This is a genomic window from Actinocrinis sp., from assembly GCF_035938995.1.
GTDB lineage: Bacteria > Actinomycetota > Actinomycetes > Streptomycetales > Catenulisporaceae > DASZGI01.
On record NZ_DASZGI010000145.1, the window covers coordinates 23,560 to 41,192 of the forward strand.

The 17,633-nt window shown below is 68.3% G+C and carries 11 protein-coding genes; 5 read left to right on the plus strand and 6 right to left on the minus strand.

The genetic code is table 11. The features are described from left to right. The first annotated feature begins 55 nt into the window (after nucleotides 1-55). Nucleotides 56-2,710 (plus strand): alpha-L-rhamnosidase C-terminal domain-containing protein, encoded by a 2,655-nt coding sequence (locus VGZ32_RS10090; RefSeq protein ID WP_349263550.1) that lies wholly within the window; start codon nucleotides 56-58, stop codon nucleotides 2,708-2,710. A gap of 114 nt (nucleotides 2,711-2,824) precedes the next feature. On the opposite strand, the gene VGZ32_RS10095 is transcribed toward VGZ32_RS10090, so the two are convergent. Both VGZ32_RS10095 and VGZ32_RS10100 read right to left on the minus strand, forming a co-directional pair. After that, a complete protein-coding gene (locus tag VGZ32_RS10095; protein WP_326885645.1) occupies nucleotides 2,825-4,432 on the minus strand; it encodes a chitinase in 1,608 nt (535 codons plus the stop codon). 161 nt (nucleotides 4,433-4,593) lie between these two features. Next, nucleotides 4,594-5,571 carry a hypothetical protein gene (locus tag VGZ32_RS10100; protein WP_326885646.1) on the minus strand — a complete coding sequence of 326 codons (978 nt, stop codon included), beginning with the start codon at nucleotides 5,569-5,571 and terminating at the stop codon, nucleotides 4,594-4,596. 835 nt (nucleotides 5,572-6,406) lie between these two features. Here VGZ32_RS10100 and VGZ32_RS10105 point away from each other — a divergent pair. Then, nucleotides 6,407-8,800 (plus strand): family 43 glycosylhydrolase, encoded by a 2,394-nt coding sequence (locus VGZ32_RS10105; RefSeq protein WP_326885647.1) that lies wholly within the window; start codon nucleotides 6,407-6,409, stop codon nucleotides 8,798-8,800. Here the strand turns inward: VGZ32_RS10105 and VGZ32_RS10110 are convergent. The 3 genes from VGZ32_RS10110 to VGZ32_RS10120 form a co-directional block, all read right to left on the minus strand. After that, nucleotides 8,797-8,970: a hypothetical protein gene (locus VGZ32_RS10110; protein WP_326885648.1), complete on the minus strand. Its 174-nt coding sequence runs from the start codon at nucleotides 8,968-8,970 to the stop codon at nucleotides 8,797-8,799. The two genes, VGZ32_RS10105 and VGZ32_RS10110, sit on opposite strands and share 4 nt — an antisense overlap. Before the next feature lie 804 nt (nucleotides 8,971-9,774). Then, the gene (locus VGZ32_RS10115; protein ID WP_349263551.1) at nucleotides 9,775-12,357 is read right to left on the minus strand and encodes an RICIN domain-containing protein; all 2,583 of its coding nucleotides are present in this window, start codon (nucleotides 12,355-12,357) and stop codon (nucleotides 9,775-9,777) included. A gap of 193 nt (nucleotides 12,358-12,550) precedes the next feature. After that, on the minus strand, nucleotides 12,551-12,904 hold the full coding sequence (locus VGZ32_RS10120; RefSeq protein ID WP_326885651.1) for an IS66 family transposase: 354 nt from the start codon (nucleotides 12,902-12,904) through the stop codon (nucleotides 12,551-12,553). A gap of 947 nt (nucleotides 12,905-13,851) precedes the next feature. Here VGZ32_RS10120 and VGZ32_RS10125 point away from each other — a divergent pair. Then, nucleotides 13,852-14,187 (plus strand): RNA polymerase-binding protein RbpA, encoded by a 336-nt coding sequence (locus tag VGZ32_RS10125; protein ID WP_326885652.1) that lies wholly within the window; start codon nucleotides 13,852-13,854, stop codon nucleotides 14,185-14,187. A gap of 332 nt (nucleotides 14,188-14,519) precedes the next feature. Here the strand turns inward: VGZ32_RS10125 and VGZ32_RS10130 are convergent, their stop codons facing one another. Then, nucleotides 14,520-14,822, minus strand: a complete 303-nt coding sequence (locus VGZ32_RS10130) for a transposase (RefSeq protein WP_326885653.1) — start codon at nucleotides 14,820-14,822, stop codon at nucleotides 14,520-14,522. 523 nt (nucleotides 14,823-15,345) lie between these two features. Between VGZ32_RS10130 and VGZ32_RS10135 the strand changes: the two genes are divergently transcribed. Then, complete coding sequence (locus tag VGZ32_RS10135; RefSeq protein ID WP_326885655.1) at nucleotides 15,346-16,473, plus strand: M20 family metallopeptidase; 1,128 nt, start codon at nucleotides 15,346-15,348, stop codon at nucleotides 16,471-16,473. After that, nucleotides 16,463-17,633: aminotransferase class I/II-fold pyridoxal phosphate-dependent enzyme (locus tag VGZ32_RS10140; protein ID WP_326885656.1), on the plus strand; the 1,171-nt coding region annotated here is incomplete at its 3' end. The genes VGZ32_RS10135 and VGZ32_RS10140, both read left to right, overlap by 11 nt.

Consider the following 17,633-nt stretch of genomic DNA (forward strand, 5'->3'; position numbering starts at 1 on the left):
TCCTTGTAATATCCCAGACGCGGGTTATGAATCGTTTCAATTTCTGGGAGGCCCAATGACGGAGCCGATCGGTCACGGACCGCGACGACGAACCGTGATCAAGACGAGCCTCGGCCTGGCTGCGCTCGCAACGCCCGGATTCGCCCTTACCAGTGCGGGCCGAGCCGATGCCGCCAGCAGCAGCGGACCCGTCGGCGCCGATGCGGCCGCAGCAGGCGGCGCCCTAGGCCCGACCGACGACTGGCGACACTATGTGTACGCACCGAGGAGTCGTAACGTTTCACCGGTCAAGGTACTCGGATTCGCTGGCGACGTGACGAATCCCGAGGCGCTGCTCGCGCGGGGCGGCGCTGTCACGGTGCTGACCCGCCCCGAGCCGCCGACCCCGCCGTCGTGGCCCACTGGAACTACGGCCGCCGCCTCGTCATTTCACGCGCCGAACAACGGCGACAACGGCACGTACACCACCTACGACCCGTCCAATGCGATCGACGGGAATCCCACCACCTTCTGGAACGATGCCGATCCGAACACGTATCCCGCCGTCCTGACGATCACCTCGCCGAGCGCCGTGACGCTGCCGGGCGTCACCCTGCTGTCGAACTCTGACGGAGTGCCCGTCGACTTCACCGTGGAGACCTGGGACGGTGCGTCCTGGCAGCTCGGCGCGACGGTCACCGGCAACAGTGCGGTGCAGGTGCCCGTCCCGTTCGCCTCGCCCGTGACCACCACGCAGGTCCGCCTGACCGTGACCCTCGACCAGGCCACCCCGCAAGGGCAGTTCACCCGGGTCAACGAGCTGTGGCCGGGCCTGGTCGAGCCGATCGTCCCGCCGAGCGTCACGCTCGACTTCGGCAAGGTCGTCGTCGGCTACCCGAGGGTGAGGTTCGCCTGGGCGTCCGCCAACAAGCCGGGCGTGCGCCTGGCGTTCTCCGAGACGACCCAGTACCTCACCGACCGCTCCGACTTCGCCCGCGCCGACGAGTCCGGCGGCGGCCCCGGTACCGATCAGTTCGCGGTGCCCGCTGACGGCGCCGACTGGACCGACGTCAAGGGTTATCAGTCCGGAAGCCAGGTGTATGCCGAGGGACTGCACGGCTTCCGCTATCTGAAGATCACCCTGGACGCGCTGCCCTCCGACGCGCCCGCCGCACTGCCGTACGGGCAAGTCGCCATCGACGCGGTGTCACTGGACTTCACCGCCTATCTCGGCACACCCGACAGCTACGGCGGCTGGTTCCTGTGCTCGGACGACGACCTCAACCGCTGCTGGTACGCCGCCGCCTACACCAATGAGTTGATCACCGACACGTTCCGGGCCACCGACTGCGACCCGCGCGGCGCGGCGACCCCGACGCTCGAGGGCGAACTCGTCCTGCAGGACGGCGCCAAGCGCGACCGCGACCCGTACGTCGGCGACATCGCGGTCTCGGGCCGCACCCTCTATCTCACCCATCCGGACGCGGCGGCCGCCGCCCGCAACGTGCTCGCCGACCTGGCGAACCATCAGCGCTCCGACGGCTGGATCCCACCGGCCTCGATCGGCGGGTACACCCTGCCGCTGTTCGACTATCCGCTGTGGTGGGTGACGGCGAGTTGGGACTACGTGCTGTACACCGGCGACGTGAGCTACGCGGCCGACTACTACGCGAACCTGCTCGCCGTGCTCGACAGCTGGTATCCGAGCGTCACCGACGGCAACGGGCTGCTGAGCAAGGGGCTCAACGGCACCGGTGGCTATGGCGACTATGCCTTCCTGCCGCGCAGCGGTGAGATCACGTACTACAACGCCAACTATGTACAGGCGCTGAACGACGCCGCGAACGTTGCACGGCTGCTCGGTCACTCCGGCGACGCGGACCGCTGGACGCGGCGTGCGGCCACGGTTGCCGCGGCGATCAATACGCTGCTGTGGGACGCCGCCGCGGGCGCCTACCTCGACTCGGCCGACGGAGCGGTGCGCCACGCCCAGGACGGCAACGCGATCGCCATCACGGCGGGCATCGCCGACTCCGCCCGCGCCGCCTCTGCGCTCGCCCATCTGGACGCCACGACGAAGCTGCCCTACGGCAACGCGTTCATGGACAACGACACGCTTGACGGAGTCTCAGGCGCCGCGCAGCGGGTCTATGCGTTCACCTCCTATCCCGAGGTGGTCGCGCGCTTCGAAGCGGGCGAGGCTGACTCGGCGATCGACCAGATCAAGCGCACCTATGGCTGGATGTACACGCACGACCCGGGTATCACCGCCTGGGAAGGCATCGGGCCGGGCGGCACGCCCTACGAGGGCGGTTTCACCAGCATGGCGCACGGCTGGTCGACCGGGGTGCTGCCCGCGCTCACCAACGAGTTGCTCGGCGCGGCCCCCACCGGACCGGGATTCTCGACCTGGACCGTACGGCCCCACCCGGGCACCGTGACCTGGGCGCGCGGCCAGCTGTCCACCCCGTACGGTCCGCTCACCGTGCGCTGGCAGGTCGGTGAGAAGCGCGGCGCACCGTCGTTCACCCTGCGGATCACGGCGCCCACGGGCACCAGCGGCCAGGTCGCGGTGCCGGTGGACAGCGTGACAGCGAAGGTGCGCGTAGACGGCCGAGTGGTCCTGAGCCGCGCCGGCGCCGAGCCGACCGCCTACAACGCGCGGTTCGTCGGCGGTTACGCCATCCTCGATGGCATCGGCGCAGGGCAGCACACGATCACCCTCGAATGATTGCCCGCAGGTGATCGCACATAGTTACCGCACCTGGCGCAACACAGCGCAGTGCGACACGGGCCGGCCGGGATGTCCCGGCCGACCCGTGCGTTTGTCAATGCTGCGATGTCGTTACTGCACGTAGCAGGTTTTGGCGGTGCCGAACGCCGGGTCGCCGAACACCGCGTTGCTGCACGACGTGCCGTCGGTGAAGCTGCCGTAGAAGTACTGGCCGTTGGCGCCGTAGGCGACCTCGTGAGTACCCGAGAACGAGCACGAACCGTTCTCTGCGGAGCAACTGGTCCACGTGGTGAAGCTCGGCGGTGCGCCGACCACGTAGCAGGCCTTGGCAGTGCCGGGTGCCGGGTCGCCGAACACTGAGTTGCTGCACGCGACACTGCCAACGGTCGCGTAGTTGTAACTGCCGTTCGCGCCATAGGCCACGGTCATCACGCCGCTGAACGAACACGTCCCGTTCTCACCCGCACACTGCGCCCACACATTCGTTCCCGGCGGAGCACTCTCGACATAGCAGGCCTTGGCCACACCGCTGTTCGGGTCGCCGAACACCGCGTTACTGCACGAGGTCGCACCGCTCGCATTGACATAGTTAAACCGGCCACCCGCACCGTACGCGATCACCGACGCACCGCTGACCGCGCACGTACCATTCTCAGCCGCACACTGCGACCACGTACCCGGCAACGACTGGGAGCCCGAACCGCCGCTACCTCCCCCACCGGTGAAGCCCTGGAATGTCCTGGCGAAGTCGCCGGTGTTCTGGCTGAGGCCACTGCACGTGCCCGAGGCGCTGGTCTGGCCGGGGCAGCCGCCGTTGTCCCGGTTCTCATCCCAGTACGAGAGCAGGGCGATGCCGTCGGACGCCGCGGCGGACTCGAGCGTGGCGCCATCCGCGACCGTGAAAATCTCGCCTGCGCTGTCATTCTGCCCGATCATCGGGGTGTCGCCGAGTTTCGCGTACGCCGCGGAGGTCGAGATGCCGAACGTGCTCGCGACCTGCCCGGCGACCGCGCCGAGCGCCTGGACGGCCGCGTCGCCCATCTCGGTGCCCGACGTCCCGTAGTCCATCGTCATCACGTTGACGATGTCGGGGGTGAACCCGTTCGACCGCGCGTTCGCGAGCAGGTTCAATCCGTCTTGGGTCAGACCGCTGGGAAGTGTCGGGATCGTGAATGACAAGGTCAGCGACAGACCCTGGCCGGACGCCCAGGAGCGCACCAGGGCGAGTGCCTTATCTCGCCGGTCGATGCCCGCTGCGTTGGTCAGCGAGTTCGCCTCGATGTCGAAGTCGAGATGGGTCACCCCGAAGGTGCTGGCCACCGACTCGATCTGCGTCGCCGCGGCCTGCGGGCTGGAACACGAGTCGCCCAGCTCCGTCAGGTTCGCGTCGGAGGTGTACCCGCCGAAGGAGATCGCCACGTCTCCGCCCTGGGCCCGCAATGCCGCGATCTGCGACTGCAGGCTCGACTGCTCGCCGATCGACCACTGACAGCCCGCGCCGTCGACGAACGCGATCGTGAAGAACTTCGTGCCGTACTGGCTGGCGACATTGCTCAGCGTGATGTTCCCGCTCCATGTGTCGGCGTACGGCGCGAAGACGTGCGCCGGCCACGCGGTCGCGGCGTGGGCCGGCCAGGCGGCGATGCCCACCACCCCTGCGGCCGTGGCCAGGCCCAGCGCAGCCAGGGCTGTGACGCCGCGCAATCGCTTTCGGATCATACGAGTCCTTACCTCTCGATGAGTGATCGGGTCGGATCGGCTCGCGGAGGATCCCCGGGCCGAAGCGTGCAGCGGGCGTGTGCCATCGGCATCGCGGGCGGGCATGACGAAACCGGCCCGCGATGCTGTGGACGGCGCGCGGTTCGCCGTGAGATCAGGCGTCATTGGACGTAGCAGGTTTTGGCGGTGCCGAACGCCGGGTCGCCGAACACGGTGTTGTTGCACGCGGTGCCGCCGCCGAGAGTCGCGTAGTTATAGCTGCCGTTGGCGCCGTACGCCACCGTCATCACACCGCTGTACGAGCAGGTCCCGTTCTCACCCGCGCGCTGCGCCCAGACATTCGTCCCCGGCGGAGCAGTCTCGACATAGCAGGCCTTGGTCACGCCGTTGTTCGGGTCGCCGAACACCGCGTTGCTGCACGAGGTCGCACCGCTCGCGTTGTGGTCGAAGGCCGCCTGCCAAGTGCTCGTGCCCACCTGGCTCTCCGAGACGGAGAAGTACGCGCTGCCGTCGAGGGAGAACGTGATGGACTCGGCCGAGGTGTTCGTCCGGTCGAGGATCATCGAGTATGTATGGAAGCCGGTCTGGCAACCGGGACAGGCGCGCAGCCCGCTGCCGATCCCGGTGCCCTCGTTGCACACGCCGCCGGGGTAAGTGCCACAGTGGATCGTGCCCGCCACCTCGGACAGGGCGTTGACGTCCTCCATGATGTCGATCTCGCCGTTCTCCGGCCACTGTCCGGGGCCGAGTATCCAGAACGCCGGCCAGTACCCCAGGCCGCCGGACGGATTCGGCTGTTGGATCGATGCGGTGACCTCGAGCTTGCCGCCGACCGGGGCCCCGACTTCGGGGGCGGTGGTCTGGATCCGCCCGGAAGTCCACGAACCGCCCGAGCCGAGGGCCGTGATGTCAAGGTTTCCGTTGCCGTCCAGGTAGGTGTTGGCGGTCGAGTCGGTCATCGTCTCGATCTCGCCGGTCCCGACGCTGGAACCGGGGCCCGTGTCGAACATCCAGTTCGACGATGAAGGCGGGGAGCCGGCCGCGCCGTTGAAGTCGTCGCTGAAGATCGTGCTCCAACCGGGCGGAGGGCCCGGCTCGGCGGCGCGCGCGGTCGTCGCGACCGTGACGGGGTAGACCATGGCCGCGGCCGTGACCAGGGTCGAGAGCCAAGCCAGACGCGCCGCCCTGACGTTCTTACTGCTGTGCCAAAGATGTCGCGAGCAGCCTGCTGAATCGGCCGCGTGATTCGATCCGAACATCGTCGACCTTCCGGCCGCGCGCAGCGCGCCTCGCGGCCGCAGATGTCTCGGCCGGGCGGGCAGGAACGCGGGCTCGTTGTTGGATATGGCGGCCCGGTTCGATGTCCGGCCGCCACGATTCGGCTCCGTGTTCGGCTGTCCGCGCCGTGGCAACCGAGTATGGCAATGCTGTGATAACTGCTCGGCCGGTCCGGGAGCGTGGATCGTCAACGATCCCGGAGGGCAGGCGTCATCGTAGCCAGCTACCCGGCGGTCGTCAATGAATCGTTTAAACACTGGCGCGGCCGCCGTTGAACCGGCGGGCGAGCGCGCGCTCGGCGCGGTTGCCGCCGGGACCCTCTGATCGTCTCCTGTCTTCACGGCGGCAGTGTTCATGCCAACCGGGCTCTCACATGTCGACAGATGATCGGGCGCGGCGCTCGGCTGAGCGACCAGGCCGAGGCGAGTCAGTAGCCCAACCAGTGGCGAATCGGGGAGGCCCGCGGTGAACGCCGATACGTCGGGGCTTGCCTTCCGCGAGGCGGAGCGCCGACGTGCTCAAGCTTGTGAATCCGGGGTATGGACGCGACCGCAATGGCGCGTTTAAGATACGCGAAGATGAGATGAAACGTTTTAAAACACCTTGGTGAGCCAGGCCCTGCCGCTCGGCGCGGCGGTAGTGCCGGCGTGACGACCCACACCCGCACTCACCGTCCCGGCATCTCTGGAGCAAGCGATGCGCCGACCGAACCCCGCGCTGCCCGGATCCGTCACCGCGCTCGTCATCGCGCTGGTCGCGGTCCTGATCAGCGCGATGACCGCCGGATCCGCCGCGGCGACCCCGCCCGCCGCCGCGTACACCACGACGATCACCAACTTCGACTCCGGCGGCAACCAGGCCGTGAGGTTCGACACCGACGGCAACGCCGTGGACGCGCACGACGGCATGATCGCCTTGTTCGGTGACATGTACTACCTGTACGGCACCGCCTACAACTGCGGCTTCTCCTGGCTGACGACCGGCACGCCGTTCTGCGGCTTCAAGGTCTACAGCTCGCCCGACCTAGTGCACTGGACCGACCGGGGGCTGCTCTTCGACCCGACCGGCAGCCTCTGGCAGACCCGCTGCAACGGCTCCACCTACGGCTGCTTCCGGCCACACGTCGTCTACGACGCCGGCACCGGCATGTACGTGCTCTGGGTCAACGTGTACGACAACAGCGTCGAATACCGCGTCTTCACCGGCTCCAGCCCGACCGGGCCCTTCACCGAACAGGCGGTTCCGACGCTCGCCGTGAACAACAACGCCCCGGCCGGCGGCGTGAACAACGGCGACGAGACCGTCTTCACCGATGACGACGGCACCGCCTACATCGTCTACACCGACTGGCGCAGCGGCGGCGATCTCGTCGTGGAACGGCTCACCGCCGACGACCTGTCGGGAACCGGCGCCTATACCAGGCTGGGCCAGAGCGCGACGGAGGCCCCGGCGCTGTTCAAGCGCAACGGCGTCTACTACCTGACATATTCGGACCCGAACTGCGGGTACTGCTCCGGCACCGGCACCTCCTACCGCACCGCGTCCAGCCCACTGGGTCCGTGGTCGGCGGCGACGAAGCTCACCACGACCTCCTGCGGGGGCCAGCCCTCATTCGTCTCGGCCATACCCACCACGACCGGAACGGCGTACCTCTACGCCAGCGACCTGTGGGACGGTGCGCACAATGAGGCGCTCGCCAACTACTACTGGGCCCCGCTGTCCTTCGCCGCCGACGGGTCGATCGCGCCGATCGCCTGTCAGAACTCGTTCTCGCTCACGCTCGCGACGGGTGCGGCGGGCAGTCAGAACCAGCCCTCCGGCGTCGACCAGGCCGACGGCGTAAGCGGATTCCGCACCTTCTGCGACCTGCGGACCGGTATTGCCCGTTTCCAGACCTTCGTGCCGAGCCGCAGCGGGACCCTATCCGCGGTCTCCTACACGACCTTCCAGAGCGGCGACCCCAACGCAGGACTCGAATTCGATGTCTATCAGGCGAGCAGCTCGTTCCAGCCCACCGGGACCGTGTTGAGCTCGACAGTGCTGCCGGCCTCCTCGATCGGCTGGTCGCCGCGCGCCGTCACGATCACGCCGGACATCTCCGTGACGGCGGGCACCCGATACGGCCTCCTCGTAAAGTCGGTGGCGACCAGTGGGTGCTACGGCATGGCCTACAGCGATTCCAGTCCCTACCCGGGCGGCGGTGAGGCGTACAGCGGCAACGGCGGCTCGACGTTCAGCGCCGAAACGGACAGGTCACTGAAGTTCTCGACGAGCGTCACCACGGGGCCGGTGCCCGCCGCCTCCCCGGTAGAGCTACCCGCCGGATTCACCTGGTGCGCCACGGAAAACGGCACATGTTCGACCTCCAGCCCCACTGTCGTCGCCTTCGGCGCCGGTTCGTACTTGTACAAGACCGTCGCCGGAGGCACGGCATGCACCGCATCCGCCTTCGGAGGCGACCCGGCGCAGGGCGTGTTGAAGGCGTGCTACGTCGCTCCTTCCGGCGGCCCCTCCGGGTACACCCTGTGCGTCGCCGAGAACGCGACCTGTTCGTTCTCGGGTACCGAGATGGTCGCCTACGGGGCCAACGGCGGGTTCAACTACCAGCTCGCGAGCTCAGGCGTCGCGTGCTCGAACTCGACCTTCGGCGACCCGATGCCAGGACTTGTCAAGGCCTGCTACCTGCCCACGGCCGGAGCGCCCGCAGGGGCGTGGACGCAGTGCGCGAGCGAGAACGGATCGTGCGGGGTGACCGGGACGCAGCTCATCGCCTACGGCGCGAACGGCGCGTTCGTGTATTCGACGTCGAATGGGCCGATCATCTGCTCGAACACCGTGTTCGGCGCCGACCCGATCCCCGGTGTCGCCAAATCCTGCTACCAGCACGGCGCAGCTCCGTCCGGGTTCGACACACAGTGCGCGAGCGAGAACGGCACCTGCGCATTCAGCGGAACGCAGACGGTCGCCTTTGGCACGGGTGGCGAGTACATCTACAAGACGTTCACCAACGGCGCGTCATGCAACGTCGCGGCCTTCGGGAGCGATCCGGTCTATGGCGTTGTCAAGGCCTGCTACCTGACCTCGACCTAGAGCACGGCGAGTACGACGAACGCGAGCATCTTGACCGCCAACGGCTCCAGCGCCGAGCCAGCCCGATGCGACAGCTGCCGCGCCGGACGGGATCCGGGGGTGGCGAGCAGCGGCAGGCAGACCGCCAAAGCGGCTATCGCGAGCCCGTCCTGTCGAAAAACTCCGCGCACGTGATGACCAGGAGATTTGCGCCTCGACGCGACAGACTGGGTGCTGATGTTAGATTCACGGTATGTGTCGAGTGGCGCGTGAGCATTCCGGCCCTGCTGGTCACGCGTTCGCTCTGGTGCGGCGTGATCGCGACTCGTGGCAGTGTCGCTGTTCTACCAGTCGATCCTGAAGGTCTTCGCTTGGCTGGTGTTGCTCGTGCTCTCAGCGGGGCCGGTGTCGACACGGTTTTCGACACCACTTTGGCATTTGCGCTGGTGGAGCAGCGTGCGTTCCGAGCTCGGTCTCTCGAATCGGCTGTGGGATTTGGGCACGATTCGACAACACCGCATGGCTCGCCTCAAGCGTTGCACCAGAGTCCTTACTCACTCCCGCCCACCGACGCGACCACCGTGACCTGACCGCCGCCATCGGCCGCTTACGAACCGAGCTGCGCGAGCAGCGAAGCGAGATCCAACGCCTGCGCATGGAGAACGAGATCCTGCGCGACGCCGCGGAATTGACCGCTCGGGGTGCATCCCGAGGCGCTCAGGACGTGGATCCGGGCGGATGAGGGCCGGCCGGTGGACAAGCACCCGGTCCAGAGCCGGGTGCGGGCTGCCCGGTCCGGGGCGGACGTGCCTGCCGTGAAGGATTCGGCAGCGGGGCTTGGATCGGGTTCGGCTGACGCTGTGGGTCCTGCATTTTCGGGTGGCGCGCCGGGCCGGGCGGTCTGGCTGGGCGCGTCGCGGGGATCGGGTTCGGCAGTGGCTCTGCCGGTGTGGTGCGGCTGGTGGAGCGGGTGGCGGCGGGCCGCCGCCACCGGGTCACAGAAGTTGCCAGAGGTGGTCCGGGGTGCCGCTGTCGGCGTACTGGACCACCTGGGTGCTGTCGGTCAGGGACATGTTCGACACGGCCAGGACCAGGCTGCTGTTCTTGTTCTGGATCCGGAACCAGGAGCCGCCGCCGGGCCGCAGCCGCCACAGGTGGTCGGCCGAGCCGTTGTCGGTGAACTGGACCACGTCGGCGCTGTTGGACGTGGACATACCCGAGACGCCGAGCACCTTGCCGCTGTTGACGTTGGCGATCTTCCACCAGCCGCTCGGGTCGGACTCGAAGGTCCACAGGTGGTCGGCGGTGCCGCTGTCATCGAACTGGACCACGTCCGCGCTGTCGGCCGTGGACATGTTGGTGACCCCGAGGACCAGGCTGCTGTTCTTGTTGTTGATCCGGATCTGGCCGTTCGGGATCAGCTGCCAGAGGTGGTCGGCGGTGCCGTTGTCGTCGTACTGGGTGACGTTGGCGCTGTCCGCGGTGGACGCGCCGGCGACCGCCAGGACCTTGCCGCTATTGGCGTTGCGGATCCGCATCCACGCGCCGGTGTTCGGCGCGGTCCACAGGGCCCCGGAGGATGAGACCGTGGGGAAGGAGGTGATGCGCAGGCGCGCCGCGCCCATCGGGATCAGGGTCGCGGCCACCGCCGGGCCGGTCGGCAGCGCCGGGCTGGCCTGCAGCGTGCTCAGCACGTTCTGCGAGTCGGTCTGCCAGCCGTTCAGCGGCTGCACCGTGGCGGTGATCTTCGTCGGCACGGTCGCCTGGGTGAACGGGTTGGCCGGGGTCGCGGCGGTGGCCGGGACGAACGTGAGCGAGCTGGCCGGGTTGCTGGAGCTTAGGGCGAGGCCGTAGTTCCACGCGCTCGCGGCGTGCACTTCGTACTGCGGGAACTGGCTGGTCCCGGCGGTCTGGACGAAGTTCTCCTGGATCTGCAGCGAGTAGGTCAGCGGGCCGTGGTCGACCGTGACGCTGTTGTGGTTCGCGCCCCAGGTGCGCAGGCTGGTGACCTGCGGCAGGTGCAGGGTGACCACGTCGCCGTTGGACCAGGTCCGGTTGACCCGTGCGAACGCGGGCCCGGCGGCCGCGGCCACAGACTGCCCGTTGACCTGGAGCGTCGGCGAGGAGCACCAGCCGGGGATCCGCACGTAGAGCGGGAAGGCCAGCTGCTTCGGGCTGGACAGGGTGATCGTGACCGTGTCGTTGAAGGGGTAGTCCGTGGTCTCGGTGAAGTTGACGGTCGTGCCGTCGCCGACCTTGGCGGTGACCTTGGACGGTGCGTACATGGCCGCGCACAGGCCCTTGTCCGGCGTGGCCAGCCACATCTCCTCGCTGAAGTACGGCCAGCCCTGCCCGTAGTTGTGCGGGCAGCAGCGGTACTGGTCGACGCCGGCCATGTATGCCTGCATGGCCCAGTTGTTGCCGAACTGGCCGAAGGTCTTGGCGGTGTCCGCCATGTCGACGCTGTTGGCGCTGGTGATGTAGTGGGTGGACTTGCCGCTCGGGTCCAGGGCCGCGGGCAGCGAGTTGAAGGCCAGGTCCTCGCAGCGGTCGGCCCAGACCGGGTCGCCGGTCAGCCGGGTCATGATCTCGTGGCTGGCCATGAACTCGACGATGCCGCAGGTCTCGAAGCCCTGGCGCGGGTCGGTGTAGCCGTTGCGGTAGTTCTCGTCCCCGGCGAAGCCGCCGCCGGCGAACTGGCCGAACGTGCCCATCACCGTGTTGTAGTTCTGGTACGCGGCCTGGGTCAGTGAGGACTGGCCGTTGCGCAGCGCGTAGAGCGCCGGTTCCCGGTAGCCCTGGGCGATGTTCACGTTGTGCGGGGTCGGGATGTTGTTGACCCAGTTCTGGCTGTTGGTGTGCACGGTGTCGGCCAGGGAGAGCAGGTAGCTCGCGCCGGTCCGGTTATAGAGCCAGAAGATGCTCTCGAGCAGGTCGGCGACCCGGTAGGAGACCCAGCTCTGAGAGAAGACCGAGCCGGACTGCGCGTGCATGTAGGTGAAGAACGCGTCCATGGCCGGGATGATCCGGGTGTCGCCGGTGTACTCCTGGAAGGTCCGGAAGGCCTCGAGCAGGGGCAGGTAGGGCCAGAAGTCCGGGCCGTTGTTCAGCGAGGTGCGCAGCGAGGTCGGGCCGAAGAAGCCGTCGGACTGCGCGGTGGCCAGGATGCCGCCGATCCACTTCTCGGTGGCCGCCAGCGCGGTGGAGTCGCCGGTCGCGTAGGCCAGGTCGCCGTAGCCGCGCAGCCAGTAGGGCACCTCCTCCCAGCCGACGTTGCTCGGGGTGACCCAGCCGGTGGTGGCGTAGTTCAGGAAGTGCGAGGTCGCCGGGTACTGCCCGCACAGCCCGGCGAGTTGGAGCTGGAGCTGGCCGGCCAGCCAGCCGGCGGCTTGCACGCTGCCCGGCGGCAGCCGGAGGAACGCCGTGGGGGCCAGCGGCGCGGCGTTGCTCGGGTACAGTCCGCCGGCCGCAGGGGCGACGGAGGCGTAGGCCGGGGTCGCCGCCAGGCGCGCGAAGGCCGGCGCACCCACGGCCGAGATCAGTGCACTGCGGACGAATGTCCTGCGGGAGAGCGCCATCACTGTCCTTCGGTAATCGATAGAATTCTGGCCCGCGCCGGTCCGGGACGCGCGCGCCGCCGTGCGGCGTGCAGGAACGCACGGCGGTGGTCCGGGTCCGGGACATGAAGGCCGGTGGGTACGGCCGAGGCAGTCATTACAACGATATAACGCTCATTCATGCACCGCGCGCGGCTCGCGTCAAGGTAACTGATCAGGTCGTCAGCAGGCTGAGGGCAGCCAGGGATTTCGCTCGGCCAAAATGGTGAGCGCGCCGATGAAGCGGATGCCGTGTTTGACGGCGGTCTCGAGGTAGGAACGGATCGCGGCGAAGTCGCGGGGCTCCTCCGGCCAGGGTCCGCATACATCCGGAGACCTTTTGGCGGACCTTGACCATGCTCACTTCGCGCTCGGCCGCGTTGTTGTCCCAGGGGATTGCGAAGCCGTCGCCGAGGAAGCGCAAGTAGTCGTCCTGGCGGTCGCGCAGTCCGCGGGCCAGCGCCCGGTGTTTCGCGCCGTGCTTGTTCGCGATCCCGTTATTAGCCATCGAATGCCGGTCGTCGGGCAATCAGCCTCCTTGCCCGGCCGGGTCCGCACGCGGGTGCGTGCCAGTACCATCAGTACCGGGATTCACGTCCCATCGGACCGGCCTCTTTCCTGCAAAGTCGGGGCGGTCCGGCTAGCTCATCCGGTGGTGGCCGCGACGGCGGACCCGTCCGTTCCGCAGTCGGCTATGGCAACAGCGTGGGCTCGACCGGTCCGTCCAGCGGGACACGGCACAGGGCGAATTGCAGGTGTCGCGAGTGCCCCGGCTCCTCGGGGGTGGAAACCACGTGAGGCAGGCCCTCCGGCACCAACAGCACATCCCCCGCCTCAACCCGCACCGTCCACGTTGGCTTGGAGGGGTCGAGCACCCCGGGCCCGATCTCCCACTGCTTGGCGCTGTGGGTGCCGGAAACTCATCCGCGCTGGTGAGAGTATTTTGAAGGCTCTGAGCCAAGGATACGGTGGGCAGCCGTCGAACGTGTTCAGAAAGATCAGGAGATCAACTGAACGTGTTCAACTCCGCATATGGTCGAATGATCACTGTATCGACCCATATGCCCGCTGAACCGCATGGATGACTTGTCGGCACTTACAAGGCCTTGGTTCGGCATTATCGGACACCCGTCTTCGGACCAATCAATGATCCGGATCCTCGCCTCGCCCACGGCGAAACGGGCTTGAATGCCCATATGGGACATGCCGTCAGTGCCTTAGGCATACTCCCAGACCGGCGGTGCAGACCGGCGAGCCAGCCCGCCGGTCTGCGCCGCCGTCCGACTTCTCATCCGCTGTCGATCGGCGACTCAGCGGTGCCGATCACGTACAGCGGCATCGGGTGAGACCGCCGCCGGCGCAACAAGGGCATAGGCTGCGAAGGACAGTCACCTCACCGGCCTTCGATAGCACTCGTGGCGGGGCGGTTCGGCGCAGGTTGGTTCTCAACAGTTCCGTCGAGAGGAGATCGCGACCATGGCGCGAAGCAGCGGTATACGCGGAAGCAGGATCGGCTCGGGCCCGATGGGAGAAACCGAGCGCGGCGAGGCGGCGGCGCGCGTCGCAGTGTCCTTCTGGTGCGAAGCCGGCCACGTGACGCGGCCGTCATTCGCCGCCACCGCGGTTGTCCCGCTGGTGTGGGAATGCCCCGGCTGCGGTCTGCCCGCCGGCCGCGATCGCGACAACCCGCCGGTCCACACGCCGGCCGCGCCCTACAAGACGCACCTTGCGTATGTCCGGGAGCGGCGCAGCGAGGCGGAGGCAGAGATCCTCCTGGCGGAGGCTCTGGCCAGACTGCGGGCCACCGGCTGACCCGTCGCTCGTGCCTCTTGCGGCTTCCGCGGCCCGAGCCGCGCCACCGTCCAATACCACCGCCGCGAACCTGACACCCTAATACTCCAGTCGTATCTCGTGCCCTGACCCGTGATATCGCTGGCAATGGCACCGTCGTGAGATGGTCTGATGGCGTCTTCGCCAGGCGGACCAGTGCATGATGTGGCGGTGCCGGCAGTGTTGTGCGAAGTCCGGTCTGGTGCGGTACCTGGTCTTGGGTGACCGGCCGGTCAAGCGCCGCAGCATGATCCCGATCATGGTCCAGTGGATCTGGGACTCGGACGACACTGGCCAGGTCTCATAGTCCTGGCTCAACCGGCGAGAGCGCGAGACCCAGCGAAGGTGCGCTCGGACTTCCAGCGTTGCGGTACGGGCGTGAACCCGCCCACGCCAGCCACCTTCGCCACGGTCGAGGGCGGCGGGAAGTCGTGCGGCAAAAGGTCCCACTGGCGACCGGTGCGGTTCTGGTACACGACGGCGTTCACGATTTTCCGTAAAGGCGTGGTCGCCTCCTTGATGAAGCGCCTGCCTGCACGCCATGCGGTGAGCGTCGGCTCGATCAGCGCCCACTCCTCGTCGCTCAGGTCTGTCCGGTACGCCTTGCGTTGTCCCATGTCACCGGCACACCCCGAGACAGCGCGGCCGACCGGCGATCACGCAAACCGCCACACATACGCCAGGGTCAAGCAGCCTTGATCACACCTGCCGGATGGTCTGCCGCTCCGGGTCGCGCAGGGGACGGCCGTCGTCGTCGAGCGCGCCAGTAGCCCGGATCGCCTCCGCGTCGATGTTGCGGGTGCCGACTATTCCATCCGCACAGGTCGCGCTACATGTTCGTACTCGCGCAGGATGTCGCCGAGGCGGTCGCGTCTTCGGACGTCAAGGTGGATGATCCGGGCTTGTTCGGCAATCGGCTCGGGCGCACAGCGCAGCAGTGCGCACTGCCCCAAGCATGCGCAGGGTTTTCAAAAGGACAGGCACGAGGTCCATCGTCACCTAGGAGCATTCCGGTCCCATCGCAGCTCACGCCGGTGTAGTGGTGTACGACACGTTCGGCATGTTGACTACGCGCGCGGCATGTTGACTACGCGCGTGGAGCGGAGCGGCCGACCAGCGAACGCACCATAGGCTAGAACCATGCGAGACGTCGAGACCGCCGTGGTGGATCTTCTTGCGGAGCTCGTCGGTATCGACAGCGTGAACCCCGGGCTGGTGCCCGGTGCCTCGGGCGAGACACGCATCGTTGGTCACCTGCGCAAGCGGCTGGCGGCCGCTGGCTTTGCCGTGACGGTGGTGCCGGCTTTCAGCCACGACGACCGGCCGAGCCTGGTGGCGGTGCCGCCCGGTCCCGCCGGGTGGCCGACGATCGTGCTCAACGGTCACCTCGACACGGTTGGCGTCGCTGGCATGCCTGAGCCGTTCACGGCACGGATCGTCGGTGATCGGCTCGTGGGGCGTGGCGCGGCGGACATGAAGGGCGGCGTCGCCGCGATCGTCACTGCGGCCGAGCGTCTGGTGGCCGTCGGCGCCCCGGTGCGGCCGGTTCTGGCCCTGGTCGCCGACGAGGAGGACGCCAGCCTCGGCAGCGAGGCCGTGATCACGGCTCTGGCGGGTCTGGGGGTGCGACCTGATGCCTGTCTGATCGCTGAGCCGACCGATCTGGCGTTGAGCAGGTCGTTGCGTGGGTTCGCGGTCGTACGCGTGACGTTCACCGGCCGTGCCGCGCACAGCTCGCAGGCCGAGTTGGGCGTCAACGCGGTCACTCACCTGGGCCGACTCCTGCACGCGGTCGACGATCGCGCTGGCGATGTCCGCGCCGCCGGAGGCGACCTGATGGTCACCTTCGCGCGGGGCGGCGAGTCGGCGTTCGTGGTGCCCGGCCACGCGGAGTGCCTCGTGGAGCTGCGCACCACCCCGGAACGGTCGAGCGCCGACGCGCTTGCCGAGGTGCGCGCGCTGCTGCGGCCCGAGTGGCAGGCCGAGGCCGAGCTGGTTGCCCACCGCGACGGTTGGCGTCTGGACGGGTCAGGTCCGGCCGCAGGCCTGGCGGCCAGGCTGGGGACCGAGCTCGGCACCGGGCCGACCTTCGACGCGCCGTACTGGATGGAGGCGCCGCTATGGCAGGGGGTCTGCCCGACGCTGGTGTGCGGACCCTCCGGCGGCGGGTTGCACGCCGTCGACGAGTGGGTCGACTTGCGGCAGGTCCGAGCATTCGCGACCGGGCTGGTGGCCGTCCTTAGCGGCTGGAGTCCTGTTGCCGACTGATCCACGGGGGCTGCGCGCACAGGCACCGCTGCTGGACGCATGGCTGCGCTTTCGGGAGCGTCCGTCGACGCCGTTCACGATCCCGGGCCACAAGCAGCGCACCGACCTGGTCGGCGACGTGATTAGCGGCGACGTGCCGCTGTATGCCGGCCTGGACACGATGAAGCTCACCGGCGGCGTTCTGGCTGAGGCCGAGTCGCGTGCCGCGCGGCTGTGGGGCGCGGACTTCTGCCGTTTTTCCACGGGTGGCGCCACACATGCCAACCAGGCCGTGGCGCTGGCGGTGGCCGGTGACGGCGACACGGTGATCGTGAGCCGGACGCTGCACCGCTCGATGCTGCTGGGGCTGGTGCTGGCCGGGCTGACTCCGGTGTGGGTGCGGCCCGAGGTCGACGCGGCCACTGGCCTGCCGTTGGGCGTCTCGCCTGAGACGGTGCGCCGCGCGTTGGCCGACCACCCGCACGCAAGGGCGGTGTTCGTCGGTGACCCGTCGTACGTCGGCACCGTGGGCGACGTGGCCGCACTGGCCGACGCGGCGCACGAGCACGGGGTGCCGCTGGTCGTCGACGCGGCCTGGGCCGCGCACTTCGGGTTCCATCCCGACCTGCCGCGGCACCCGCTGCAGCTTGGCGCAGACGTGATGGTCACCAGCGCCCACAAGACGCTGCCCGCCTGGAGCCAGGCCGCGCTGGTCCTCGCCCGCACCGGGCGCCTCGACCCCGCCCGCCTCGACGCCGGCGTCGAGGCGGGCGCGACCACCAGCCCCGCGGGGGCGATCCTGGCCAGCACCGACGCAGCCCGTGCCCTGCTGGAGCGGGACGGCGAGGAACTCCTGGACGGCGCGATCGCCGCGACCCGCGATGCCCGCGACCGACTGCGCCGCGTCGACGGCCTGACCGTGCTGGACGGCCCGGCCGTCGACCCGCTCAAGCTCACCCTCGTCCTGTCGGGAACCGGTGCCGACGGCAACGCCGTCGAGCGGGATCTCCTGGCCGCCGGTCTGCCGGTCGAGTCCGCCGACCGGGACGTACTCGTCGCCGTCGTCTCGCTCGCCGACAACACGGACACTCTTGCGACGCTGACGCAGATGATCGTCCAGTCCCTCGAGCGGCACCGCGGCACGTCGAGGCCGGTCGTCGGCCCTGCGGCCTACCGCGTCG

What these genes read in the sequence shown, in the direction of transcription:
- VGZ32_RS10090 (WP_349263550.1), top strand. Translation starts at nt 56, where the DNA reads ATGACGGAGCCGATCGGTCACGGACCGCGACGACGAACCGTGATCAAG.
- VGZ32_RS10095 (WP_326885645.1), bottom strand. Translation starts at nt 4,432, where the DNA reads ATGATCCGAAAGCGATTGCGCGGCGTCACAGCCCTGGCTGCGCTGGGC.
- VGZ32_RS10100 (WP_326885646.1), bottom strand. Translation starts at nt 5,571, where the DNA reads ATGGTCTACCCCGTCACGGTCGCGACGACCGCGCGCGCCGCCGAGCCG.
- VGZ32_RS10105 (WP_326885647.1), top strand. Translation starts at nt 6,407, where the DNA reads ATGCGCCGACCGAACCCCGCGCTGCCCGGATCCGTCACCGCGCTCGTC.
- VGZ32_RS10115 (WP_349263551.1), bottom strand. Translation starts at nt 12,357, where the DNA reads ATGGCGCTCTCCCGCAGGACATTCGTCCGCAGTGCACTGATCTCGGCC.
- VGZ32_RS10125 (WP_326885652.1), top strand. Translation starts at nt 13,852, where the DNA reads ATGGCGCGAAGCAGCGGTATACGCGGAAGCAGGATCGGCTCGGGCCCG.
- VGZ32_RS10130 (WP_326885653.1), bottom strand. Translation starts at nt 14,822, where the DNA reads ATGGGACAACGCAAGGCGTACCGGACAGACCTGAGCGACGAGGAGTGG.
- VGZ32_RS10135 (WP_326885655.1), top strand. Translation starts at nt 15,346, where the DNA reads ATGCGAGACGTCGAGACCGCCGTGGTGGATCTTCTTGCGGAGCTCGTC.